The organism is Microbacterium sp. JZ101 (assembly GCF_053903175.1).
This window is the reverse complement of sequence record NZ_CP096400.1, coordinates 641,407-666,282: the sequence shown is the minus strand read 5'-3', so window position 1 is coordinate 666,282 and position 24,876 is coordinate 641,407. Positions and strand designations below refer to the sequence as shown.

20 protein-coding genes are annotated in these 24,876 nt (G+C 72.4%); 2 read left to right on the top strand and 18 right to left on the bottom strand.

What is annotated here, in order from left to right:
• Nucleotides 1-12: 12 nt before the first annotated feature.
• Together M1D56_RS02990 and M1D56_RS02985 are read right to left on the bottom strand one after the other, a co-directional pair.
• The gene (locus tag M1D56_RS02990) at nucleotides 13-2,163 is read right to left on the bottom strand and encodes an alpha-galactosidase (protein WP_456284645.1); all 2,151 of its coding nucleotides are present in this window, start codon (nucleotides 2,161-2,163) and stop codon (nucleotides 13-15) included.
• 79 nt (nucleotides 2,164-2,242) lie between these two features.
• The gene (locus M1D56_RS02985) at nucleotides 2,243-3,394 is read right to left on the bottom strand and encodes an ROK family transcriptional regulator (protein WP_324012493.1); all 1,152 of its coding nucleotides are present in this window, start codon (nucleotides 3,392-3,394) and stop codon (nucleotides 2,243-2,245) included.
• Nucleotides 3,395-3,507: 113 nt separating this feature from the next.
• Between M1D56_RS02985 and M1D56_RS02980 the strand changes: the two genes are divergently transcribed.
• On the top strand, nucleotides 3,508-5,619 hold the full coding sequence (locus M1D56_RS02980) for a glycoside hydrolase family 36 protein (protein WP_456284644.1): 2,112 nt from the start codon (nucleotides 3,508-3,510) through the stop codon (nucleotides 5,617-5,619).
• A gap of 74 nt (nucleotides 5,620-5,693) precedes the next feature.
• Here M1D56_RS02980 and M1D56_RS02975 read toward each other — a convergent pair whose 3' ends face one another.
• From M1D56_RS02975 to M1D56_RS02910, 14 genes are all read right to left on the bottom strand, one after another.
• The gene (locus tag M1D56_RS02975) at nucleotides 5,694-6,587 is read right to left on the bottom strand and encodes an ABC transporter ATP-binding protein (RefSeq protein WP_421074599.1); all 894 of its coding nucleotides are present in this window, start codon (nucleotides 6,585-6,587) and stop codon (nucleotides 5,694-5,696) included.
• Nucleotides 6,584-7,471 carry an ABC transporter ATP-binding protein gene (locus M1D56_RS02970; protein ID WP_456284643.1) on the bottom strand — a complete coding sequence of 296 codons (888 nt, stop codon included), beginning with the start codon at nucleotides 7,469-7,471 and terminating at the stop codon, nucleotides 6,584-6,586. Before M1D56_RS02970 ends, M1D56_RS02975 begins: the two co-directional genes overlap by 4 nt.
• Complete coding sequence (locus tag M1D56_RS02965) at nucleotides 7,468-8,481, bottom strand: ABC transporter permease (protein WP_456284642.1); 1,014 nt, start codon at nucleotides 8,479-8,481, stop codon at nucleotides 7,468-7,470. The genes M1D56_RS02970 and M1D56_RS02965 overlap by 4 nt, the downstream gene beginning before the upstream one ends.
• A 1-nt stretch (nucleotide 8,482) precedes the next feature.
• Nucleotides 8,483-9,472 carry an ABC transporter permease gene (locus tag M1D56_RS02960; protein ID WP_456284641.1) on the bottom strand — a complete coding sequence of 330 codons (990 nt, stop codon included), beginning with the start codon at nucleotides 9,470-9,472 and terminating at the stop codon, nucleotides 8,483-8,485.
• Nucleotides 9,473-9,512: 40 nt separating this feature from the next.
• The gene (locus tag M1D56_RS02955) at nucleotides 9,513-11,216 is read right to left on the bottom strand and encodes an ABC transporter substrate-binding protein (protein ID WP_456284640.1); all 1,704 of its coding nucleotides are present in this window, start codon (nucleotides 11,214-11,216) and stop codon (nucleotides 9,513-9,515) included.
• Nucleotides 11,217-11,416: 200 nt separating this feature from the next.
• On the bottom strand, nucleotides 11,417-13,855 hold the full coding sequence (locus M1D56_RS02950) for a glycoside hydrolase family 2 protein (protein ID WP_456284639.1): 2,439 nt from the start codon (nucleotides 13,853-13,855) through the stop codon (nucleotides 11,417-11,419).
• 106 nt (nucleotides 13,856-13,961) lie between these two features.
• The gene (locus M1D56_RS02945; protein WP_456284638.1) at nucleotides 13,962-14,609 is read right to left on the bottom strand and encodes a VOC family protein; all 648 of its coding nucleotides are present in this window, start codon (nucleotides 14,607-14,609) and stop codon (nucleotides 13,962-13,964) included.
• The gene (locus M1D56_RS02940; RefSeq protein WP_271173137.1) at nucleotides 14,606-15,229 is read right to left on the bottom strand and encodes an alkylhydroperoxidase domain protein; all 624 of its coding nucleotides are present in this window, start codon (nucleotides 15,227-15,229) and stop codon (nucleotides 14,606-14,608) included. Before M1D56_RS02940 ends, M1D56_RS02945 begins: the two co-directional genes overlap by 4 nt.
• A complete protein-coding gene (locus tag M1D56_RS02935) occupies nucleotides 15,226-15,828 on the bottom strand; it encodes a CMD domain protein (RefSeq protein ID WP_456284637.1) in 603 nt (200 codons plus the stop codon). Before M1D56_RS02935 ends, M1D56_RS02940 begins: the two co-directional genes overlap by 4 nt.
• Nucleotides 15,825-16,892, bottom strand: coding sequence for a putative FMN-dependent luciferase-like monooxygenase (locus M1D56_RS02930; RefSeq protein ID WP_456284636.1), 1,068 nt, complete (start codon nucleotides 16,890-16,892; stop codon nucleotides 15,825-15,827). The genes M1D56_RS02935 and M1D56_RS02930 overlap by 4 nt, the downstream gene beginning before the upstream one ends.
• Nucleotides 16,889-18,538: a dipeptide ABC transporter ATP-binding protein gene (locus M1D56_RS02925; protein WP_456284635.1), complete on the bottom strand. Its 1,650-nt coding sequence runs from the start codon at nucleotides 18,536-18,538 to the stop codon at nucleotides 16,889-16,891. The genes M1D56_RS02930 and M1D56_RS02925 overlap by 4 nt, the downstream gene beginning before the upstream one ends.
• Complete coding sequence (locus M1D56_RS02920; protein WP_271173141.1) at nucleotides 18,535-19,374, bottom strand: ABC transporter permease; 840 nt, start codon at nucleotides 19,372-19,374, stop codon at nucleotides 18,535-18,537. Before M1D56_RS02920 ends, M1D56_RS02925 begins: the two co-directional genes overlap by 4 nt.
• Complete coding sequence (locus M1D56_RS02915; protein ID WP_271173230.1) at nucleotides 19,371-20,333, bottom strand: ABC transporter permease; 963 nt, start codon at nucleotides 20,331-20,333, stop codon at nucleotides 19,371-19,373. Before M1D56_RS02915 ends, M1D56_RS02920 begins: the two co-directional genes overlap by 4 nt.
• A gap of 7 nt (nucleotides 20,334-20,340) precedes the next feature.
• The gene (locus tag M1D56_RS02910; protein WP_324012508.1) at nucleotides 20,341-21,990 is read right to left on the bottom strand and encodes a TIGR04028 family ABC transporter substrate-binding protein; all 1,650 of its coding nucleotides are present in this window, start codon (nucleotides 21,988-21,990) and stop codon (nucleotides 20,341-20,343) included.
• A 178-nt stretch (nucleotides 21,991-22,168) separates the two neighbouring features.
• Between M1D56_RS02910 and radA the strand changes: the two genes are divergently transcribed.
• Nucleotides 22,169-23,527 (top strand): DNA repair protein RadA, encoded by a 1,359-nt coding sequence (gene radA / locus M1D56_RS02905; protein ID WP_456284634.1) that lies wholly within the window; start codon nucleotides 22,169-22,171, stop codon nucleotides 23,525-23,527.
• A gap of 22 nt (nucleotides 23,528-23,549) precedes the next feature.
• Here radA and M1D56_RS02900 read toward each other — a convergent pair whose 3' ends face one another.
• Together M1D56_RS02900 and M1D56_RS02895 are read right to left on the bottom strand one after the other, a co-directional pair.
• Entirely contained in the window at nucleotides 23,550-23,963 is a 414-nt protein-coding gene (locus M1D56_RS02900) for a dehydrogenase (protein WP_324012509.1), read from the bottom strand.
• A 253-nt stretch (nucleotides 23,964-24,216) separates the two neighbouring features.
• Nucleotides 24,217-24,873 (bottom strand): hypothetical protein, encoded by a 657-nt coding sequence (locus M1D56_RS02895; protein WP_456284633.1) that lies wholly within the window; start codon nucleotides 24,871-24,873, stop codon nucleotides 24,217-24,219.
• Nucleotides 24,874-24,876: the final 3 nt, after the last annotated feature.

Sequence of the window (24,876 nt, the reverse complement as noted above, 5' to 3'; positions counted from 1 at the left end):
CACCCGCGCGCCTCACGCGACCGCGGTCGCCTCGAGCACGAGCGCCGACGCGGGGGCGAGCAGCGGCGTGCGCACGCCGACCGTCGACAGCAGCGAGCCCGGCAGCGTCACCGAGCCCTCCGCGATCCACGGCACCGGCCGCATGTCGAGCAGGTGGCCCGTCGTGAGCGCGCGGACGACCTCGACGCGATAGGTCCGCGACGGGTCGAGACCCGGGAGGCGCAGCGCTGGCGGCACGGCCCACTCCCCCGTCGCCTCGCGGGTGAGGCGGTAGAGCGCGTGCGCGCGGTCCTCCGACACGACCCCCGTGAGCGCGGCCCCCTCGTCGGCGACGGCGTCGTGCAGCAGCTCGCCCGTGTGCATGAGGGAGCGGAGGCGCTTGTACTCCGCGATCCACTCGGCGAGCTGCGTGCGCTCGTCGGCCGTGAAGCGCGTGATGTCGGTCTCGATGCCCGCCGAGGCGAAGAGCGTCGTCGCGATCCGGAACCGCAGGTCGGTGACGCGGTCGGTCGTGTGCGCCTGCGTCGGGCCGACGTGGCTGCCGATGAGCTCGGGCGGCAGGAGCAGCTCGGTCCAGCGCTGGATGCGCGTGCGCTCGAGCGGGTCGTTCGTGTCCGACGCCCACACGCGATCGGTCCGCTCGAGGATGCCGAGGTCGACGCGCGCGCCGCCCGACGAGCACGACTCGATCTCGACGTGCGGATGGCGGCGGCGCAGCTCGTCGAGGAGCGCGTAGACCGCGCGCGTCTGCGCGTCGACGCCCGCGCGCCCCGCGTGCACGGCCTCGAGCAGATCGCGGTTGTGATCCCACTTGAGGTACTCGATCGGGTACTCGTCGAGGAGGGCCCCGAGGGCCGCGAGCAGCCACTCGGCGACCTCGGGGCGCGCGACGTCGAGCACGTGCTGGTGACGCCAGGTGCGCGTCGCGCGATCGGATGGCGCGAGCACCCACTCGGGGTGCGCGCGGGCGAGATCGGAGTCGGGGTTGACCATCTCGGGCTCGACCCACAGCCCGAAGCCCATGCCGCGAGCGCGCACGTGGTCGACGAGCGCGTGCAGGCCCTCGGGCCAGACGGCCGGATCGACGGCCCAGTCGCCGAGCCCCGCCCCGTCGCTGCGCCGAGCCAGGAACCAGCCGTCGTCGAGGACGAACCGCTCGACGCCGACCTCGGCCGCGGCATCCGCGAGCGCGATGAGCGGCTCGAGCTCGTGGTCGAAGTAGACCGCCTCCCACGTGTTGAGCACGACCGGTCGCGGCGTGCGCGGATGGCCAGGGCGCGCGCGCAGCGAGCGGTGGAAGCGCGAGGAGATCCCGTCGAGCCCGCGGTCGCTCCACGCGAACCAGGCCGTCGGCGCGGCGAACGCCTCGCCCGCCGAGAGCACGATCTCGCCCGTGCGGAGCAGCTCGCCCGCTCCGAGCACGTTGCGCCCCTCGGCGAGGCGGTCGGTGCGGTACACCGCGTCGCCGCTCCAGGCCAGGTGCACGGCCCACGCCTCGCCCGTGCGGTCGTCGAAGCCGGGCGTCCCCACGACGGTCAGCGTCGGGGCGTCATGCCCGGTCCGCCCGCGCCGCGAGTCGCGGGCGTGCGACCCCATGGCGACCGGCCTGCGCTGCGGCGAGCGCTCGCGCGTCCAGCGGCCGGCGAGGTCGAGCAGCTCGCTCGCGCGCGCGGGAACCGGCAGCGTCGCATCGAGGGTCGACAGGTGGACGACGGCGTCGCCCGCGTTCTCGACGCGGTGGTCGACGCGCAGGATGCCCGCGGCGTCGAACCGCAGGGAGCTCTCGAGCACGAGGCCGTCCGCGCGTGCACGCAGGGCGAAGCCGCGGTCATCGCTCTCGACCGACTCCACGCGCCACCCCGGCAGGAGCGGCGCGCCGTCGACCGTGCCCGCGATGCCCGGGCGCCCCTGCCATCCGTCGCGCTCGGTCGGGAGCACCGTGAGCGGCCACGCCTCGTCGAGCGCGCTCGCCGTGACCTGGCGGGCGGACGCCGCGTCCAGCGCGGCGAGCGCGGCCTCGTCCACCGCTCCCGGATCCGCGCCCCAGTGGAGGACCTCGGGGAGATCCTCGCCGCGGAACGCCACGATGAGCGCCGCGCCCGCGGCGCGGAACAGCGTGGTCGTGCGCGGGGGTGCGCTCACGGGAGCTGAGGTGATGGTCATGCGGGCCTCCGTCTCGACGGCATCGTCAGAGACCAGGTTCCCGCGCGGGGCTCACTTTGTCAAATGCTGAAACAAACGCTCACGTGAGAAGTGCGCGGATGGCCAGCCCGGCCCCCGCGCGCGCCCACTCCGAGAAGTCCCACGTCCGCACGTCGAGATCGACCGGAGCGGCGTCCTTGTCGAGCCGCTCGTCGAGCGCGGCGCGCAGGGCGTCGCCCGCGAGCTCGACCACGGCGATGCCGTCTCCCGTGACGACGACCTTCTGAGGGTCGACGAGGCTCGCCACCGTCGCGATCATGACGCCGAGCGCGCGACCCGCGTCGGCGAACGCCGCGAGCGCGAGCTCGTCGCCCGCGCGCGCGGCCTCGACGACGCCCTCGTACTCGACGCCCGGGCGCCGGTAGGCGTTCACGATCGCGCTGTTCACGAGCAGGCTCGACGCGCAGCCGCGGTGGCCGAGGCCGCACCGCGGCCCGGCCTCGTCGACGATGAGGTGGCTGATCTGGCCCGCGCGATTGTGCGCGCCGTCGACCGGCCGGCCGTTCACGACGAGCCCGCAGCCGATGCCCGCGCCGACCGTGATGAGCACCATGTCGTCGATGCCCGCCCCCGCCCCGAACCAGTGCTCGGTCGCCGTGAGCGCCTGCACGTCGTTCTCCACGGCGCACGGAAGCCCGGTCGCGTCGCGCACGAGCGCCCCGAGCGGCACGTCGGTCCAGTCGAGGAAGAACGACCGCTCGACGAGCGCTCCGTCCGCGCCCTGGCTCACGCGGCCCGCGATCGCGATCCCCACCGACGTCAGCGTCGGGTAGTCCGCCGCGTATCCGCGCGCCACGTCGGCGATCTCGGCGACGACATCCGCGGGCTCGCGCGATGCGAGCGGACGCTCGGTGCTCTCGACGGCGGACGCCGAGAGGTCGGTGACGACCGCGTAGAGCGTGTCGCCGGTGAGCTTGATCCCGAGGAAGTGGCGAGCCGACGCGCGCAGATGCAGCATCTCGGACGGACGCCCCGTCTGCGCCATGAGGCGCGTGCCGCCCTCGGTGAGCAGACCGGCGTCGACGAGGGAGCGCGTGATGCGGGTGAGACTCGCGCGGGAGAGGTGGAGGCGGCGCGCGATCTCGGCGCGCGGGAGCTCGCCGTGGATGAGCACCTCGAGAAGCGCCGCCCGCATCGCCGGCGACATCTCGCCGATCTCGCCGCCCGCGAGCGCCGTGTCCTCGACGTCCATGTTTGTCACCCTTCTGAACATACTCGCTTGTGCTCGGCCACCCGCGCTGGAAAGATCACAGTACACACGCGGCCGCGCCCCGCCGCGACACCCGAGATCACGGAGGATCCGTCGTGCCCGAGACCCTGCACTGGCGCGCCGAGCGCGTCCACGTCGCCCTCGCCCTGCCCGAGGACGGGCCCGTCTCGGTGCTCGCGATCCGGCCATCCGGGTCTCCGGCGCCCGCTCCCGTGCTGCCCGAGGGGCACGGCGAGCAGCCTCTCGTCGAGCTGTCGGCGTTCGGCCACGGCCGGTTCCCCGGCAGCTTCCGTCACGTCGACACCGTGATCGGGCACGCGCTGCGCTACGTCGGCCACGAGGAGTCGGAGCAGGACGGATGGCGCGAGCTGCGCGTGCGACAGGAGGACGCGTCGCGAGGGCTCCGCGTCACGAGCGTGCTCGCGGCGCATGCGTCCGCACCGGCGCTGCGCGCGTGGACCGAGGTCGCGGTCGACGGCGACCTCGTCGTCGACTTCGTGTCGAGCTTCGCGACGGGCTCGTTCCTCGCCGACGCGCGCACGGCATCCGTCGACGACATCGTCGTCGCGCACGCCGACAGCGACTGGATCGCCGAGAGCAGGTGGCGCGTGCAGCCGCTGCGCGAGGCGGGCCTCGTCGACGTGGGCCGCGCCGCGCACAACCACCAGCCGCCCCGCACGCGCCTCGCGCTCGGCAACCGCGGGTCGTGGTCGAGCGGCGAGAAGGCGCCCACAGGGGTCATCGCGTCCGCGCGCGACGACTACGCGCTCGCGTGGCAGATCGAGCACAACGGACCGTGGGTCGCCGAGCTCGGCGAGAACGGGCACGGCGCCTACCTGCTGCTGTCCGGCCCGACGGACCAGGAGCACCAGTGGTCCGTGCGGCTGCGCGACGGGGAGACGTTCACCTCCGCGCCGGTGTCGATCGCGGTCGCCGAGAGCGGCGTGGAGGCGGCGCTGCAGGCGCTCACCGACCAGCGCCGCGCCATCCGCCGCCCGCGCGACGCCGACGACGCGCTGCCCCTCGTCTTCAACGACTACATGAACACGCTCATGGGCGACCCGACGACCGAGAAGCTCCTGCCGCTCATCGACGCCGCGGCCGAGGCCGGAGCCGACACGTTCTGCATCGACGCCGGCTGGTACGCCGACGGGCACTGGTGGGACGGCGTCGGCGCGTGGGAGCCGTCGACCGCGCGCTTCCCGGGCGGCATCGGCGAGGCGACCGCGTACATCCGCTCGCGCGGGATGACCCCCGGTCTGTGGCTCGAGCCCGAGGTGATCGGCGTGCGGTCGCCGCTCGCGCAGACGCTGCCCGACGCCGCGTTCTTCTCGCGCGGCGGCGTGCGCATCGCCGAGCACGGGCGGCACCTGCTCGATCTGCGGCACCCCGCCGCCCGCGCGCACCTCGACGCGGTCGTCGACCGCCTCGTCGGGGAATACGGCGTCGCGTTCATCAAGATGGACGAGAACACGATGACCGGCCCCGGCACCGACCGCGACGGCCTCGCGCCCGGGCACGGGCTGCTCGAGCACGCGCGCGCCGTTCTCGACTGGATCGACGGCGTGCAGGCGCGCCATCCGGATCTCCTCATCGAGAACTGCGCGTCGGGCGCCATGCGGATGGACTACGCGATGCTCTCGCGCCTCCACCTGCAGTCGACCTCCGACCAGCAGGACCCCGTGGCGTACGCGTCGATCGCCGCGGCGGCGCCCGCATCCATCCTCCCAGAGCAGGCCGGCAACTGGGCCTATCCGCAGGCCGGGATGACCGATGAGGAGCGCACGTTCGCGCTGGTGAACGGAGTGCTCGGCCGCATGTACCTGTCGGGCTACCTCAACCGGATGACGCCGGACGAGCGCGCGGCGGTCCGCGATGCGGTCGCAGCGCACAAGGCCGTCCTCGGCGACATCCGGTCGCGCCGGCCGATCTGGCCGCTCGGCCTCCCGGCGTGGGAGGACGACTGGGTCTCCCTCGGCCTCGCGCTCGACGGCCACGCCTACGTCTCGGTGTGGCGGCGGCGCGGCGACGCGTCGGCACGGCTGTCGCTGCCCTGGGCGCGCGGACGCGCCCTCGAGGTCGCGCCGTTCTTCCCGTCGAGCGAGGGCGGATGGTCGTGGAGCTGGGATGCCGAGACCGGCGTCCTCGAGATGACGGCCCCGACGTCCGAGCCCTCCGCGCGCGTCCTCGAGGTCTGGATCGCCTAGCACCCCTCTGCATGTCTCGCTTCCCGCCGCCATCCGGTCGGGAAAGCCAGGGAAAACGAGACATGCAGGGTCTGTCAGGCCGCGCTGGCGGGAGCGGTGCGCGCGCCCTCCCACTCGCCCGTGAAGTGGTTGAAGCACACGGAGTTGTCGAGCTTCGCCCGGTCGGGCGCCGCCTCGCCGCTCACGACCTTGCCCACCCGCTCGGGGTCGGGCGCGGCCATCGCGAGCAGGCGCGTGTAGTCGTGCTGCGGGTCGAGGATGACCGCGTCGGCCGGGCCGCGCTCCACGACGCGCCCCTTGTACAGCACGAGGATCTCGTCGGAGAAGTGCCGTGCGGTCGCGAGGTCATGCGTGATGTAGAGCACCGCGAGGTCGTCCTCCCGCTGCAGCCGGCCGAGGAGGTTCAGCACCCCGAGCCGGATCGACACGTCGAGCATCGACACCGGCTCGTCGGCGAGCACGACCTGCGCCCCGGGGGCCAGCGCCCGCGCGATCGCCACACGCTGCCGCTGCCCGCCCGAGAGCTCGTGCGGGCGACGCGATGCGAACGACGCATCGAGGTTCACGCGCTCGAGCATCTCGATCACGCGCTCGTGCGTCTCGTCGGCGCCGCGCGTGCGCCGGTGGATCCGCAGCGGCCGCGCGATGTGGTGCTCGATCGAGTGGAACGGGTTGAGCGACGCGAACGGATCCTGGAAGACCATCTGCACGTGGCGCCGGTACTCGGCTGGCGCGACCGGGCGGCCATCCGCCTGCCGCACGTCGATCTCGCCCGACGTCGGGTGCTCGAGCTTCGAGAGGATCCGCGCGATCGTCGACTTGCCCGACCCCGACTCGCCCACGAGCGCGACCGTGCGTCCGGGCACGAGCTCGAACGAGACCCGGTCGACCGCGCGGAACCGCCTGCGGCGCAGGCCCTCCCGCACGCTGAACTCCTTCACGAGGTCCGTGACGCGCACCGTGGTCATGCTCGAGCCTCCGCTCCGTCGGCGACCGGCGACTCGTCGACGCCGGATCGGATGAACGCCCCGCGCGACCCGCTGAGGCTGGGGAACGAGCCGAGGAGCTTCCTCGTGTACTCGTGGTGAGGATCGCGGTACATGTCGTCGGCCGCGCGCAGCTCGACGATCTCCCCGCGCAGCATGACCGCGATGCGGTCGCTGATCTCGAGCAGCAGCGGCAGGTCGTGCGTGATGAAGATCACCGCGAAGCCCAGCTCGTCGCGCAGGCGCACGATCTCGCGCAGGATGTCGCGCTGCACGACCACGTCGAGCGCCGTCGTGGGCTCGTCCATGATCATGACCTGGGGCTCGAGGATCATCGCCATCGCGATCATGACCCGCTGGCGCATGCCGCCGGAGAGCTCGTGCGGGAACGACGTCAGGCGCGACGGATCCACGCCCACGCGGCGCAGGACATCCGCCGCGCGCTCGCGCCGCTCGGCCTTCGACATCCGCGGTCGGTGCGCGACGAGCACGTCCTCGAGCTGCGCGCGGATGCTGATGACCGGGTTGAGCGCGTTCATGGCGCCCTGGAACACCATGGAGAGCTTCGACCAGCGGAAGGCGCGCAGCTCGTCGTCGGCAAGGGCGAGCAGGTCGACGTCGCCGCCCTCGCGGTCGTGGAACACGATGCTGCCGCTCGCGATGCGGGCCGGCGGCTTGTGCAGCCGGTTCACGGCGTAGGCGAGGGTCGTCTTGCCGCAGCCCGACTCGCCCGCGAGGCCGAGGATCTCCCCCGCCGCGAGCTCGAACGACGCGCCCTTCACGGCCGTCACGGGCTGCTCCACCTCGTACACGACCGAGAGGTCGTCGATGGTGAGGACGGGACGGCGCGCTGTCGTCGCGCTCATGCCGCACGCTCCTTCCTGCGGGCCTCACGGCGCGCGCGACGCTCGCGACGCGCGTGGAGGCGCACGTTCTTGAGCTTGGGGTTGATGATCTCGTCGATCGAGAAGTTGACGAGCGACAGGCCCATCCCGAACAGCGCGATGACGAGGCCCGGCGGGACGAACCACCACCAGGCGCCCAGCGGCAGGGCGAACCCGTTCTGCGCGTAGAAGAGCATGGTGCCGAGCGTCGACGAGTTCGAGGCGCCCAGGCCGAGGAACGACAGGCCGGCCTCGCCGAGGATCGCCGCGATGACGGCGAAGACGAACTGCGACGCGAGCACGGGCAGGAGGTTCGGGAGGATCTCGACCGCGATCACGCGCCACGCCCGCTCGCCGGCGACCTTCGACGCCGCGACGTAGTCGCGACTGCGGATGGACAGGGTCTGGGCCCGCAGGACGCGCGCCGACCCCGCCCAGCTCGTCACGGCGAGGACGACCGCGATCGTCCAGAGGCCGCGCGCCTCGGCGGGCACGAAGCCCGAGATGACGATCACGAGCGGGAGGCCCGGGATGACGAGGAACACGTTCGAGAAGAGCGAGAAGGCCTCGTCGGCGAAGCCGCCGATGTACGCGCCGAGGATGCCGAAGAAGGCCGACAGCACGGTCGCGAGCACGCCGACGATGAGGCCGATCTCGAGCGACCCGCGCGTCGCGATCGCGAGCTGGGCGAAGACGTCCTGGCCGGTCTGGGTCGTGCCGAGGAGGAACTCCGCGGATGGCGGCGTGAGCCCGATGTCGCGGATGGCGCTCGGGTCGCCCACGAAGAAGGGGGCGATGAGCCCGAACAGGGTGATGCCGCCGATGAGCGCGAGCCCGAGCGCGAGCCAGGGCGTCATCGTGGGGAGCATCTGCCGCAGCGCCGAGCGCGAGCGGCGCACGCGATCGGCGCGCTGCTCGCGCGAGGTGCGCGAGACGATCGCCTCGGTCGCCTCGGCGACGGAGGGCTCTGTCCTGGGGGCGATGTTGGTCATGTCAGCTCCGGGCCCGCGTGCGGGGGTCGATGAGGCCGTAGAAGAGGTCGACGACGAGGTTCGCGCCGAGCACCGCGAGGGTGATGAAGAGGAACAGCCCCTGCATGAGCGCGTAGTCGTTGTTCGTGACCGCCGACAGGAGCTTCGATCCGATCCCGGGGTACGAGAACACCTGCTCGGTGACGACGGACCCGCCGACGACGAACCCGAGCGAGATCGCGAAGCCCGCGATCGACGGCAGCACGGCGTTGCGCGCCGCGTAGCTGCGCAGGATGCGCGACGCCGGCAGGCCCTTCGCGTGGGCCGTGAGGATGTAGTCCTCCGAGAGGGTCGAGACCATCATGTTGCGCATGCCCAGCAGCCATCCGCCCAGCGAGGCGATGACGATCGTCAGCGCCGGCAGGAAGCCGTAGTAGATGGCCGAGCCGATGAACTCGGCGCTCCACCCCGGGTTGAGCGCCACGTCGTACCCGCCCTGCGAGGGGAACATCCCGAGCAGGGTCGCGAAGAAGTAGACGAGGATGAGCGCGAGCCAGAAGTAGGGCACCGCGGCCAGCAGGGTGGTCGCCGGCACGAGGGAGTCGAGCCACGTGCCGGGCTTCCACCCGACGAGGGCGCCGAGGCCGACGCCGATGACGAACGAGAGCACCGTCGCGATGCCGATGAGGGCGATCGTCCACGGCAGGGACTGCCCGATGACCTCCGTGACCGGCGCCGGGAAGTAGGTCACCGACAGGCCGAGGTCGCCGCGCAGCACGTTCACGAGGTAGCTCCCGTACTGCACGATGAGCGGCTCCGACGTGTTGCCGCCGAGGAGGAGCTCGTAGGCCGCCCGGGTCTCCGCCGTCACCGTGCCGCCGCGCTGCTGGAGCTTGGCGAGCAGGATGTCGACGGGGTTGCCCGGGAGCAGCCTCGGGATGAGGAAGTTGAGCGTCAGCGCCGCCCACAGGGCGACGAGGTAGAAGCCCAGCTTGCGCAGGAAATAGCTCATGAGGTCGCGCCTCCCGTCTCGAACTCCTCCTCGGCCACGGTCACTTGCCCGTCGGCTCGAGGGCCTTGAAGACCTCGGCGTTGTCGGGCGATGCCCACACGGCCGGGAACGCGTAGAGGTCGTCCTCGGTCGGCCATCCGCTGAACTTCTCGACGTTGTACTCGCTCGTCGTGCCGCCGGTCAGGATCGGGATGTAGGGCATGTCCTCGACGATCGCCGCCTGGATGACGTCGAACTGCTCCTGCCGCGCCGCGGTGTCGTCCGGGTTCGTGCGCTTGAGGACGGCGAGCGCCTCGTCGACGGCCGGGTCGCTGAAGCGCGCCACGTTGACGGGAGCCGCCTGGCCGACCTCGGCGGTGTTCGCCGACGAGAGGAAGTTGTTGTACAGGTAGTACGGGTCGCTCACCGCGCCCTGGCCGAGCGAGTCGATCGCGAGCTGGTACGTGCCCTTGCTCTTCTTGTCGGTCCACTCGTTCCACGAGGACTGCGAGGCCGAGAGGCCGATGCCGGCCGCCTTCAGCTGCTGCGACATCGTGTCGATCGCCGTGATGTAGTCGGTCCAGCCCGTCACGACCTCGACGGTGAGCTCGAGCTTGACGCCGTCCTTCGCGTAGATGCCGTCCGAGCCCTTCTCGTAGCCCGCGCCGGTGAGGATCTCGTCGACCTTGTCGAGGTCGGCCTTCGCGGGCGCGACCTTCTCGTCGATCTCCGCCGAGATGAACTGCTCCTGCGCGGGCAGCAGGGCGAACGTCGGCGACATCTCGCTCGCCGTGCCCTGGAACGCGAGGGCGTTGAGCTGGTCGCGGTCCATGGCGTAGTAGATCGCCTGACGGACGGCCGGGTCGGTCTGGGGGCCCTCGCAGCCGAGGTCGGCGTTCGAGCACGACAGGAGCGCCATCTGGTTCATGGGCACCGTGATCGCCTCGTAGCCGGGGTAGTTCTCCGACACGTTCTCGATGTCGGGCACGGGGCCCGTCTGCCAGTCGATCGTGCCCGCGGCGAGCGCGTCGGCGCCGGCCGTGTTGCCCGACAGCGACAGGTAGCGGACGTTCTTCACGGCGGGAGCGCCGCCCCAGTAGTCCTCATTGGCCGAGAGCGTGAACGCCTGCGGCTTGAACTCGCCGAGGACGTACGGCCCCGTGCCGACCGGCTCGGCCATGACGTCGGTCGTGGGGTCGACGTCGCCCCACAGGTGCTCGGGCACGATGAAGGTCTTGCCGAGCACCTCCGGGCCGGTGACGAACGCGGGCTCGGGGAAGGCGATCGAGACGTGCGTCGCGTCGACCTTGGTGACCTCGCCGTTGAAGCCGCCCGTGTTGAGCGCCGGGTTGTCGCGGATGAGCTCGAAGGTGAAGACGACGTCGTCGGCGTCGAACGCCTCGCCGTCGGTCCAGGTCACGCCGTCGCGGAGGGTGATGTCGAGCTGCGTGCCGTCCTCGTTCCAGGCGTACTCGGTCGCGAGCAGCGGCACGTAGTCGTTCGTGTTCGCATTGGTGACGAAGAACAGGGATTCGTAGATCGTGCCGAGGCCGCCGATCTTCGAGGGCGAGAACGGGTTGAAGTTGATCTGGTAGTCGCCGGACTGACCGGTGTAGGCGACGAGGGTGTCGGCGGAGCCGGAGCCGCCGTTGGAGCCCGAGGCGCCGCCCGAGGGCGCGCAGGCGGTGAGGGCGAGGCCGAGGGCGGCGGCCCCTGCGGCGAGCGCCAGGGAGGCGCGGCGTCCGCGTGCTGTGCGAAGAAACATCGTTGTCCTTTCCTCACGCCGCGGCGGAGGCCGTCGGCGTCGACGAGCCCTGGAGACCAGGGTTCCGGGAGGCGGGCTCCCGTTGCGACCATTGTTACGCACTGAAACGAACTCGGTCAAGGGCGTTTCGTAACGAATGGAACAAAGAGCCCGCCCACGCCGCAGAGCTGCGGCGTGGGCGGGCGAGGGATGGCGCGGTGTCAGGCCCTGAGGTCTCCCGCGTGCCGGAGGACGAGCGGAGCGGTGAACGCCGACGGGTCGACGTCCTCGGGCGCTCCGGTCACGGTGAAGACGTGCTCCTCGCCGGGGAGCAGGCTCACGAGCCCCGTGTCGACGGCGGCATCGCGGTGGCCGCGATCGGCCAGGAGGAAGACGTCGCGCACGTACGAGCGCGCCGTCACGCGCACCCGCACCGCGCCATCCGCCCGCTCGGCGCGCACCTCGAGCGGCGCGCGATCGAGCGACTGCTCGACCACCTCGGCGAAGTCGTGCAGCGCGCGCCCGAAGCCGGGCGCGTCGACGACGAGCACCTCGCCGGTCGGGTCGTCCGCTGCCGCGACCTCGGCCGGCAGGGCGACCGTGGCGGCACCGCGCGCCTCGACCTCGGCGGCGATGACCGCCTCGGCCCGCACGGTGCCGTCGAACGCGAGCCGGCGCACGACGAGGTCGCCGCTCCACGCCTCGTCGGCGTCGTTGAGGAGCACCGCCGCGAGCCCGTCTTCAGCCGGCTGGATCGTGGCGAACCGCGGCGCGTACACGGCCTTGAGCGCGTACCAGAGCGGCTTGCGCCGCTCGGCGAAGTCGACGGCGGCCCACGAGATGACGGGCCAGTCGTCGTTCAACTGCCACACGATCGTCCCGGTGTTGTACGGCGCGAGCGACCGGAAGTACGAGATGCCGAATCGCAGCGCGGCCGCCTGGTTCAGCTGCGTCGCCCAGTGCCAGTCGTCGATCGTCTTCGGGGCCGGCAGGTGCGGCCCGTACCCGCGCTCGAGGTTGATGTTGCCCTGCCACGCCTTCTGGTGCACGAGCATCTGCTCCCCCTGGGGGTCGAGCGGCGCGTCGTGCACGACATCGGTCAGGGTCGTCCACGCGGGCGGCCCCTGGAACCCGAACTCGGCGACGAAGCGCGGCTTCCACTCGCGGTATGCGGCGTAGTCCTTGGTGTTCCACACGTCCCAGATGTGCACGGTGCCGTACTGGTCGAGGTTCGGACTGAGGTACGACGAGAACGAGTACGGGCTGCCCGCGGAGTAGAAGCGCGTCGGGTCGAGCTCCGCGAGGAGCGCGGGGAACATCCGGCGGTAGTACGCCTCGCCCCACGTGAGTCCGCCGAGCTTCGAGCGCCACCCCCAGTCGGCATAGGCGACGATGTTCTCGTTGTTGCCGTTCCAGATGACGAGCGACGGATGGGGCGAGAGGCGCGTGATGGCCTCGCGCGCCTCGGCCTCGATCTCGCGCGAGAGCCACTCCTCCTCGGCGTACGCGGCGCACGCGAGGAGGAAGTCCTGCCAGACGAGCACGCCCTGCTCGTCGCAGAGGTCGTAGAAGTCGTCGGACTCGTAGATCCCGCCGCCCCACACGCGCAGGAGGTTCATGTTGGCCTCGGTGGCGTCGGCGATGCGGCGCGCGTACCGGTCCCGGTCGACCTCGGTGAGGAACGCGTGATCGGGGATCCAGTTCGCGCCGCGCACGTGGATGAGCCGGCCGTTCACGTGGAGGGCGAACGGGCTGCCGTCCTCGTCGGGGGCGATGTCGACGTGCACGGTGCGGAAGCCGACCCGCCCCTGCCACGCGTCGACATCCGCGAGGCGCACGGCGACGTCGTAGAGCGGCTGCGCGCCGTGGCCGCGAGGCCACCACAGGTCGGCGTCGGGCACCTCGACGCGGACGCGCGCGGAGGTCTCCCCCGACGCGACCTCGACCTGCTCGACGCGGTCGGCGATCTCGACCTCGACCCGCAGCGGGCCGCGGCGGAGACCGTCGGCCCGCTCGATCGCGACGTGGGCCTCGAGCACGCCGGTCGTGCCCTCGACGTCGACGAGGGGGCGCACGGACGCGATGCGCGCGGTCGACCACGTCTCGATCCGGATCGGCTTCCAGATGCCCGACGCCGCGACGTCGATGCCCCAGTCCCACCCGAAGCTGCTGCCCATCTTGCGCAGCGCGTTGTAGGGATGGTGGTTCACATGCGGGCGCGCCCCGTGCCGCTCCGAGCGCTCGTGCGCGGCGGGCACGGGCGCGTCGAAGTCGATCCGGAGCGCGTTCTCGCCCTCGACGAGCGCGGCGCCGATGTCGAAGCGGTAGCTGCGGTGCTGGTTCTCGGTGCGGCCGATCTCGACGCCGTTGAGCGTGATCGTCGCGAGCGTGTCGAGCCCCTCGGCGACGAGGTCGCGGCGCTCCGAGCCGTCCTCATGCCACCGGAACGTCGTCTCGAAGCGCCAGTCGACATCGCCGATCCACTGCTGCGTCGTCTCGTTGTCGCCGTCGAACGGCTCGTCGATGAGACCCGCGCGCAGCAGATCGAGGTGCACCGACCCCGGAACGGTCGCGGGGATGGCCCGGCCGGCGACGCCCTCGGGCGCGGGGCCGGAGAGGGCGGTCACGGTCCAGGATTCGGACAGCGGGATGACGGTCATGCGGCTCCTTCGCCTCGGGCGCCCACTCGGCGGAGCGCTGTACTTAGTTCCATAGTCTTACAAACTATGTCGCACAGCGCGAGAGGGAAACCCGGCGGACGGCCCGCTACAGAACGACCACGCGCCCGTCGTCGCGGCGCAGCGTGAGGCGATAGCCGGCGGGAGCGCCCTCCTCGACCTCCGCGACGCCATCGCCCAGGCCGAGGGCGTCGAGCTCACGGCGCAGGGGCGCGGGGTCGGGCTCCGCGCGGACGAGCGAGACGAGCTCGATCGCGGGGATGGCCGACAGTCCGGGCTGCGCGGTCGCGCCCCAGTCGATGAGGAACGGCACGTCCAGCCGGACGTCCTCGCCGCGCGTGAGGCGCCATTCGAGGAGCTCCCCGTCGGGTGTGCGCCGCGACAGCGGCTCGATCGGGCCCGGGTCGTACCCCCGCTCGCGCGCCGCGGCGACCGTCGCGTCGAGGTCGTCGGGGTGCACGGCGTACGTCTGCACGCTCGGCGCGGTGAGGCCCGCGATGCCGAACTTCGTCGGGAGCGCGGCGTCCTTCCGATCGGGGTCGGGGCCGATGAGCTCGATGTACTGCGGGCCGCGCTCTCCGGCGACCGTGAGCGCGACGAGCGCGTTCGCGGTGCCCGTCGGATGCACGCCGCCGGGCGCGGCGCTCACCCCGGTCTCCTGCGCGAACCACCGCACGAGCGCGTCGAGATCGGGGCCTGCGATCACGACGTGGTCGAGGAGCCGCGGGATGCTCATGCGCCGCCGCGACGTCGGGCCGGCACCTCGGGCTCGCCGAGCGACAGCATGAGCCGGTTCGCCCAGTTGAAGAACGCGGCGCCGTTGATCACGTCGACGATCTCGGCGTCGTCGAGGCCGGCCTCGCGGAGGCGGGCGACGTCGTCGCCGTCGAATGCGAGCGGCGTCTCGGCGAGCGCGACCGACGACGCGACGATCGCGTTCCAGGTGTCGTCGCCGAGGTCGGCTCCGACGCCCTCGTCGAGGAGGCGCTGCACGTCGTCCTCCCGGCCCGACTCGCGCGTCGCCGCTGCCGCGTGCACGTGCGCGCAGAACACGCAGCCGTTGTGCCGCGACGTGGCGGCCGCCGCGAGCTCGCGCTCGGCTCGGCCGACGCCGCTCGAGACGTTGAAGAAGATGTCGAGGTCGGTCAGCGTGCGGGCCCTGAGCGCCTCGGGATCGCGCGCAAGCAGCCGGAAGTAGGGCATCTTCGCGCGCGCCGGCTCGATGAGCGCCTCGCGCTGCGCGTCGGTCAGCTCGTCCTCGGCGACGGGCAGGAGCCACGGCACCCAGCCGAGGCCCTGCTGCGTGAACGCCTCGGGGCGGGCGAGGTCGGGGTACGCGGTGACGAGCTCGCTCATGCGACGCTCCCTTCTGCGGGGTGGGCGGCCAGGACGCGCAGGCCCCAGGCCGCGCGGAGCTGGAAGGACAGGAAGGCGACGAGCTGCGAGAGCGTGACGATGTCGTCTGCGCTCCAGCCCGCGTCGACGAGCGCCTGGAGCGCCTCCGGCCGCGCCTCGCGCGGGCGGAAGACGAGCAGGTGCGCGTGCGTGAGCGCGGCGGCGAGCCGCTCGCCGAGTGCGCCGACGTCGGCCGTCCAGACGAGCCCCTCGCGGCTCTCGCCCGCGAGACCGGGCTCGCGGTAGACCCCGTACGGACCCGTCGTCGCGCCGCTCGCGGCGGCCGCGTCGACCGGTGCGACGAGCTCGGGCGCCTCGTCGCCGAGCACATCGGCGTAGAAGTCGGTCGCGGCGTCGAAGCCGTGCAGGCGGGCGACGAAGGCGGCGACCGCGTACCGCTCCGAGAGCGGGAACGTGCCGGGGTCGGCGGGCTCGAGGAGCGCCTCGAAGCTGCGCTGCGCGTTCTCGCGCGCCTGGGGGCGCTGGTCTCGGATGGCCGACAGCGCGCTGCCCGGCGCGACGCCCGCGAGCAGATCGATGATGTCCGCGTTCTGGCTCATGAGGCTCCTTCGGTTGCGGGGACGAGCGGATGGTGCGCGGTGCGCAGCGACGACGCCGCGTCGGCGCCGGTCGCGTACCCGAGCCGCGGGGCGACCTCGGTCGCCAGCAGCTCGAGGGAGCGGAGCGTGAGCTCGTGCGGCGCCGCGACCGAGTGCACCTGGAACGACACATCGGTCGCGGCGGAGATCGCCTCGTCGGCCGCGAGCGTCGCGACGACCTCGTCGACCGTGCCGATGTGGGTGTCGGTGACGCGCACGAGCTCGTCGATCCCGAGCCGGTCGGCGTCGAGGCCGAACATGGTCTCGGCGAGCCGGCGCAGGCCATCCTGCGCGAGCTCGAGCACGTGCGTGCGGTTCTCGGGGTCGACGACGACCGCCGTGCGCGACGCGAGGACGCGCGCGGGCGCGCCGTCGGGAAGCGCGTCTCGGTACGCCTCGATGATCGGCAGCTGCACCGTGTGCAGGGGCGCGTCGGCCGCTCCCTCGGGGCGCGGCTGCGTGCGCGAGAGCATGAGCCCGTCGCCGCGCTCGCCGGCACGGCGCCCTCCGTCGACCGAGAACGTCGCCTGCCACAGGCGCCGCGCGAGATCGCCGCCGTCGGGGTACATGCGCGACGCGGTGCCGCGGATGCCGCGCCCCTCGAGCGCATCGAGGAAGACCGCGAAGTGGTCGGCGAAGATCTCCCGACGGCGCGCGGCGTCCTGCCCGAACGCGGCGAACGACGACGGAGTGCCGCCCGAGGCGACACCGAGCTGCACGCGCCCGTCGCTCAGACGGTCGAGCACGGCCGCGTCCTCGGCCGTGCGCACCGGGTCATCGATCGGCAGGGTGAGGACGGCCGTGCCGAGGCCGATGCGCGTCGTGCGCTCGGCTGCCGCCGCGAGGAGCACGAACGGTGAAGGGAGCCCGCCCTCGTGCTCGCCGAAGTGGTGCTGCGCGATCCAGGCCGACGCGAAGCCGGACTCCTCGGCCTGCGCGATCTGCTCGAGCGCGAACCGGTAGCGGTCCGCGGCCGGCGCCTCCTCGAGAAGGCGCGAGAAGAATCCCAGACGCGGCGCGGTCATCGTGCTCCCTCCTGCGCGTGCCCGTCGGCCTCGCGGAACGTCGTCCCGGGGATCGCGGCGAGCAGCTGCCGTGTGTACGGGTCCTGCGGGTCGTCGAACACCTGCTGGGCCGTGCCGTGCTCGACCTGCCGGCCCCGCTGCAGCACCGACACGGTGTCGGCGATCTGCCGCACGACAGCGAGGTCGTGCGAGATGAAGACGTAGGTGAGCCCGAGCTCGCTCTGCAGGCGCGCGAGCAGGCGCAGGATCTGCGCCTGCACGGTCACGTCGAGCGCCGAGACGGCCTCGTCGAGCACGACGAGCTCCGGCTCGAGGATGAGCGCCCTGGCGATCGCGATGCGCTGCCGCTGCCCGCCCGAGAGCTCGCGCGGCCGGCGGCGTCCGATCTCCGGCGCGAGCGAGACGAGCTCGAGGTGGTGCGCGACGCGGTCCGCGCGCTCCGCCCGGTCGCCCAGGCCGAAGTTCTCGAGCGGCTCGGCGAGGATGCTCGCGATCGTCTGGCGCGGATCGAGCGAGCCGTACGGGTTCTGGTAGACGAGCTGGGTCGTGCGGCGGAACTCCCGCGCCGACCGCAGCGCGGTCACGTCGACGTCGCCCACGCGGATGGTCCCCGCGGTCGGGCGGTTGAAGCCGGCGATGCTGCGCCCCGTGGTCGTCTTGCCCGACCCGGACTCGCCGACGAGCGCGTGCGTCGTCCCCTTCGGGATCGCGAACGACACGTCGTCGACGGCGACGAGCGGCGCCCGCCCCGCCCCGCGGGCGAACTCCTGGCGGAGACCGGTCACCTCGACGAGCGGACGCGCTCCGGGGTCGACCGCGGGCGGCGTGCGCTCGACGACCTGCGCGAGCGACGGCGCGTCGGCGAGCAGCGTGCGCGTGTACGGCGACTGCGGCGCCGTGAGCACGGCGGCCGACGGCCCCTCCTCCTGCACCTCTCCCCCGCGCATGACGACGATGTCGTCGGAGCGGTCGGCCGCGACGGCGAGGTCGTGCGTGATGAAGAGGATGCCCGTTCCGGTCTCCTCCCGGAGACGGTCGAGGAGATCGAGGACGGTGCGCTGAACGGTCACGTCGAGCGCGCTCGTCGGCTCGTCGGCGATCACGAGCTCGGGCTCGAGCGCGAGCGCGGCGGCGATGAGCACGCGCTGGCGCATCCCTCCCGACAGCTCGTGCGGGTACTGGCGCGCACGCGTCTCGGGGTCGTCGATGTCGACGCGCTCGAGCAGGTCGAGCACGCGCGCCTCGATCTTGCGGCGATCGCGCCAGCCGTGGATCCGCAGCGCCTCGCCGACGCTCGCGCCGATCGTCGCGACAGGGTTGAGCGAGTTGCCCGGGTCCTGCGGGATGAGCCCGATGCAGCGGCCGCGGAGATGGCGCCACCGACGCTCGCTCAGCCCGACGAGCTCGGTGAGGCCCTCCGACCGCTCGGCGAGGCGGATGCTCCCGCGCGAGACGTGCCCGTTCGAGGCGAGCAGGCCGATCACCGACTGGGCGACGGTCGTCTTGCCCGAGCCCGACTCGCCGACGAGGGCCGTGACCCTGCCGGCCTCGACGTCGAACGAGACGCCGCGGACGGCGTCGACCGGGCCGTGCGCCGTGCGGTACTGCACGGCGAGGTCGCGGATGGACAGCAGCGGTTCGGTCATGCCGGCTCGCCTCCTCGGATGGCCTGGCTCAGCCGGTTCGTCGCGAGCACGACCGCGACGACGACGGCGCCGGGCAGGACGGTCAGCCACCACGCGGTCGCGACGTAGTCGCGGCCCTCTGCGATGAGGAGACCCCATTCGGGCGTGGGCGGCGGGGCGCCGTACCCGAGGAAGCCGAGGGTCGAGATCTGCAGGATGGCCGAGCCGAGCTGGAGCGCGGCGAGGGCGATCACGGGCGTGAGCGAGTTGGGCAGGATGTGCCGCCACAGCACGCTGAGGAAGGTCCCGCCCGAGCCGTACGCGGCCTCGACGAACTCGCTCACGCGCACGCTCACGACCTCCGACCGCGCGAGGCGCGCGAACACGGCGATCGAGGTCACGCCGACGGCGATCGCGGCGTTCGTCGTGCCGAAGCCGAGCAGGATGACGACGCTCAGCGAGAGCAGGAGCGCGGGGATGGCGAGCAGCACATCGACGATGCGCATGAGCACCTCGTCGACGACGCCGCCGGTCGCGCCGGCGGTGACGCCGAGGGCGGTGCCGACGACGAGGCCGACGAGCACCGCGATGAGCGCGCCGCTGATCGACTGGGAGGCGCCGTGCACGACGCGCGCGAAGACATCCCGCCCCGTGGCGTCGGTGCCGAACCAGTGCGCGGCGCTCGGCGCCTGCAGCGACGGCGCGACGGTGTCGGTCGGGCTGATGCCCGTGAAGAGCCCGGGTGCGATCGCCCAGGCGAGCGCGACGACGAGGACGACGACGGGGATGATGAAGCCGGGGCGCGCGAGCGACCGGCCGAGGCCGCGGCGCGCGCGGCCGGGGGCGATGGCGGTCATCGGACGGCTCCCTTCCGCGCGGGGCGCGCCGACGCGCGCGTGCGCAGCCGCGCATCGAGCACGGGGTACAGCAGGTCGACGACGAGGTTGATGACGACGAACGTGACCGTCGAGATGACGACGACCGCGAGGAGGACGGGGGTGTCGCGGTTCGCGACGGCCTGCGCCGTGATCTGGCCGATGCCGTTGCGGGCGAACACGGTCTCGGTGACGACCGCGCCGCCGACGAGCTCGCCGAACAGCAGGCCCGCCATCGTGAGGGTCGGCAGGAGCGCGTTGCGGGCGACGTTGCGCCAGAGCAGCCACGACGTGCTCGCCCCGCGAGCGCGGACCACCGCCACGAACGGGCGCTCGCGCACCTCGTCGATGCTGCGCATGAGCACCTGCGCGAGGGGCGCGGCGATCGGGATGGCAAGGGTCGCGACAGGCAGGATGAGCGACTGGACGGGGTCGGCGCCGATCGCGGGGATGAGCCGGAGCTGGAACGAGAAGATCTGGATGAGGATGATGCCCACCCAGAAGACCGGCAGCGAGACGAAGAACGGCGGGATCGAGCGGAACGCGCGACGCAGCCACCGCCATCCGCCGTACGTCGCCGTGAACGCGATCGTGACGGCGAGGAAGATCGCCGCGCCGAGCCCGAGCACTGCGAGGGTCAGCGTCGCGGGCAGGTTCACGGCGATGAGGTCGGACACGGCGGCGCCGCTCTGCACCGAGAAGCCGAAGTCGCCGCGGAGGAAGCCCGCGGCCGACTCGAGGTAGCGCACGACGAGCGGGCGGTCCACGCCGTACGCGGCGCGGATCTGCTCGAGCTGCTCGGGCGTGAGGCCGAGATCGGGGTTGCCGTACCGGGCGAGCACGGCGTCGCCGGGCAGGGCCGCGAGGAGCACGTACGCCGCCGTGTAGGCGAGCACGAGCACCAGCAGCGCCTGCCCGGCGCGTCGCAGGACGTAGGTCAGCAAGGGACTACTTGCTGAGCCACGTGTCGTAGAACAGCGGACGCCCGACCGACTCGGTGCGGAAGCCCTGCACGGCGTCGACGTAGCCGAACACCTGCGGCTCCTCGAAGATCGGCAGGATGTAGGCCTGCTCGGCCATCCGCTGCTGCGCCGCGGCCGACGCCTCGGCGCGGCCCTCCTCGGTGGGGCTCGAGGCGATCTCCTGCAGGAGCGCGTCGAGCTCCTCGTCGCCGACCGAGCCGTCGGGGTAGCCGTTCAGCAGCGTGTTGCGGTTGCCCGAGTGGTACTGCGACTTCAGGACGTCGAAGTCGGCGCGGCCGACCATCGAGTGGTACACCTGCAGCGTGCCGACCTCGCCGCGAGCGGCGTCCTGCGCTGCCTGGTCGCCCGGCAGGAGGTTCACCTCGACGCCGAGCTCGCCCAGCTGCTGCTGGATGAGCGTGACGACCTCCTTCGAGCGCGGCTGCGGGAGCGCCTCGTTGAACGTGAGGCTGAGCTTCTCGCCGTCCTTCTCGCGGACGCCGTCGGAGCCGAGCTCCCAGCCCGCCTCGTCGAGCAGGTCGGCGGCCTTCTCGGGGTCGTACTCGTAGTACTCGGAGGTGTCGGTGTAGCCGAGCGCGGTCTCGGCGAGCGCGCCGGTCGCGAGCGGGTAGCTGTCCGTGAAGAGCGTCTCGACGATCTCCTCGCGGTCGATGCCCGCGATGAGCGCCTGGCGCACGCGGATGTCCTCGAGGAGCGGGTCGCGGAAGCGGAAGCTCAGGCCGTTGTTGACGCCGTTCGTCGCGGCGGCGTGCAGCGAGAGGCCGTCGGCGGCGAACTGGGGCTCGTCGGGCGCCTCGATCTGACGGGCGATGTGCGCCTGCTGAGCCGTCACGGTGCCGACGCGCACGCTGTCCTCGGGCACGACGAGGTAGTCGATGCCGTCGAGGTACGCGCGGCCCTGGTGCTCGAGCGACGGCGGCGCCCAGTCGTAGTCCTCGCGCGCCTCGAGCGAGATCTCGGTGCCGATCTCCTCGTCGGCGACGACGAACGGGCCGCTGCCGATGATCTCGGTCGCGTTGCCCGGGCCGAACTCCTCGCCCGTGCGCTCGAGCGTCTCGTTCGAGAGCAGGCCCGAGTTGATCGTCGAGACCGCCTGCGCGAAGCCGGGCGAGGGCGCCGTGAAGTGGAACTTCACCGTGCGCTCGTCGACGACCTCTCCGCGGTCGTAGTTGTTGATGGCCTCCGACACGGTGAGGGCGCGGTCGGGGTCGCCCTTGCCGAAGAGGTCGATGTTGCGCACGACGTTCTCGGCGTCGAGCGGCGACCCGTCGGAGTACGTCACGCCCTCGCGCAGGGTGAAGGTGTACTCGGTCGCGTCCTCGTTGACCTCCCAGTCCTCCGCGATCCACGGCTCGAGCTCGAGCGTCTCGGGGTTCTGGTAGAGGAGGCGGTCGGTGATGTTGTTGATGATGCCGCCGTTGGGGTAGAAGCCTCCGGCCGGCGGGTAGAGGGTGAGCCACGTCTGCGGCTCGAGGTACGTGAGCGTGCCGCCCTGCTGGGGCTCGCCAGAGCCGGCGGACTCCGTGGGGGCCGTGCCGCCCGAGCAGCCGGCGAGAAGCGCTGCTGCCGTGACGACGGATGCCGCGGCGAGCGCGGCGCGGGGGAATCGGGACATGGGAGTCTCCTCGGGACAGGGCAAGGGCATCGGCTCGGGGGCCGATGGATCCAGTCCACCACAGGCGGAGCCGATGGGCGCTGACGCGCTTCATGCAGCGTAAAGTCTGTCGATCCGGTAGGGATTCCCGCACGCGCCGATCGATCGGATGTCGGTGCCCCCTCGTACGCTGAGGAGCATGGTCTCGAAGCGCCCTGCCCCGCCCGCCTACGTCTGCAGCGAGTGCGGCTGGACGAGCCCCAAGTGGGTCGGGCGATGCGGCGAATGCCAGCAGTGGAACACCGTGTCCGAGGCGGCGGCGCCCGCCGACGCGGGCCGTCGCGTCGCGCCGATGATCCCCACCGCGTCCGCGCGCCCGATCACGTCGATCAGCACGGCCGAGACGCCGCGCCGCGCGAGCGGCGTCGGCGAGTTCGATCGCGTGCTCGGCGGCGGCATCGTGCCGGGCGCGGCCATCCTGCTCTCCGGCGAGCCCGGCGTCGGCAAGTCGACCCTGCTGCTCGAGGTCGCGGCGCAGTCGGCGCGCGAGGGGCGCCGCGTGCTCTACGTGAGTGCCGAGGAGTCGCCCGGGCAGGTGCGCCTGCGCGCCGAGCGGACCCGTGCGCTGCACGACGAGCTGTTCCTCGCGAGCGAGACCGATCTCGCGCGGATCCTCGGGCACATCGACGCGGTCCAGCCCGCGCTCGTCATCATCGACTCGGTGCAGACGATCTCGTCGTCCCTGTCGGACGGCGCGGCGGGCATGCCGGGGCAGGTGCGCGAGGTCGCGTCGACACTCATCCGCGTCGCGAAGGAGCGCGACCTCCCCGTCATCCTCGTCGGGCACGTCACGAAAGACGGCCAGGTCGCCGGCCCGCGCCTCCTCGAGCACCTCGTCGACGTCGTGTGCCACTTCGAGGGCGATCGGCAGACGAGCCTGCGGTTCATCCGCGCGCTCAAGAACCGCTTCGGCGCGGCCGACGAGGTCGGCTGCTTCGAGATGGCGGGCGACGGCATCGTCGAGGTGCCCGATCCCAGTGCGCTGTTCCTCTCGCAGGGCAGCCCCGAGCCCGGCACGTGCATCTCGATCGCCCTCGAGGGGCGGCGGGCGCTTCCCGTCGAGGTGCAGGCACTCACCGTTCCGACGTCGGCGAACAACCCGCGCCGCGTCGTCCACGGCGTCGATCCGTCGCGCGTGGCCATGGTGCTCGCCGTGCTCGAGCGCCGCGCCGGCATCAAGACGAGCGAGCTCGACGTGTACGTGTCGACCGTCGGCGGTGTGAAGTTCACCGAGCCCGCCGCCGATCTCGCGATCGCGATCGCCGTGGCCGGATCGGTGCGGAACCATGCGATCGCCCGCAACGTGGCCGCCGTCGGCGAGCTCAGCCTCGCCGGCGACGTGCGTCCGGTCACGCAGGGCGCGCAGCGGCGTGCCGAGGCGGCGCGTCTCGGCTTCACGCGCGTGGTCGACGACCGCTCGGGCAAGCTCACATCGGCGCTCAACGACATGCGGTCGCTGCACCTCGTCCCGCAGCACACGGGATTCGCCGACTTCTGATCAGGCGCGCCGCGCCGTCCGATCAGGCCTCGAGAGCCGCGAGCAGGTCGTCGGGGGTCGCCTGCATGGGGTGCGGGCCCGCGATGTCGAGGAACACGGACGTGATCGTGCGGCGGTGCTGCGTGAGGAACGCCCGCAGCCAGGCGGGCGAGTAGACGCCGACCGCGGGCGGCAGGTTCGCGGGCTTGTGGCGGGCGTCGCTGAAGAGCAGCAGCGCGACCTGGCCCGTGCTCGCGTCGCGGTACGTCCACACCTCGCCGCCGTCGAGCGGGTCGTCCTTCGGCCCGGGCGAGAGCAGCGGCACGACGGTGTTGCCGTTGCGGAGGGCGAGGGCGACCGCCGCCATGTCCTGCTTCTCGAGAGCCTGCGCGAGCGCCTCGGAGCGGAACGCCGAGGGGTCGGCCGCGACGGACTTCTTGCGCTTCGAGGAGGCCATGCCCTCCACCCTACGGAGCCGCGCCGTGAGGAGGGTAAATGAGGGGCCCCTCGCCTCCGGGGTTCCGGGAGGTGAGGGGCCCTGATCCCTCCGATATTCGATGCCGCCGTGCTGGGGACACGATGTGCGGCGAGCTGCTGGGGACAGCTCTGGGATCATCTTCGGAGTCACGTACGACTTTACGCGGCGCGCTTCGTCCTGTATGTCCCCCTTTCGGGGGACACCGCGCCTCGGGCGTGTCCGCCCGAGACCCTCAGCGCAGCAGGAACTGGGTCGTCTGCTTCGACGTCACTCCGCCGATCTCGACCTCGAGGTGGTACGACGCGCCGCCGCCCGGAGCGGCCGGCCGCTCGTCGCTGTCGCACGTGTCGACGCTCGACCGCGTGCGGTCCCACACGACCGGCTCGGCGCTCGTCACGGTCTGGCCCGCGGCGAGCGTGACCTCCATGTCGCTCGGCTCGCTCTGGCAGTCGGTCGAGGTCCACCACGTGTCGGCGCCGCTCGTCACCGTGAAGCGCTGCGTGGTGGTGCCGACGTTGAGCACGCAGTCGACGTCGCCCGTGTTCGTGAGCTCGATCGAGAAGCGGGGCTGCTGGTCGGCCGCGTACTCGCCCTGGTCGGCGAGCCCGACGACCTCGAGCTTGGCAGGATCGCACTCCCCCGGTGCCGCGGGCTCGGTCGGTGTGGGCGTCGCCGTCGGCGTGGGCTCCTCGCTCGGCTCGGCCGCGGCGGCGGGCACCTCGGTCGTCGCCGCGGGGGCGGGGCTCGCCGCGGGGCCCGCGAAGAGCGCCTGCCAGGGCTGCGCGATCGCGAGCCAGACGATCCCGCCGATCACGAGCACGGCCAGCAGCAGCACCATGAGACGACGCCGTCGGTAGACGGCCTTCGAGGGGCGGCGACGCTGGCTCACGGG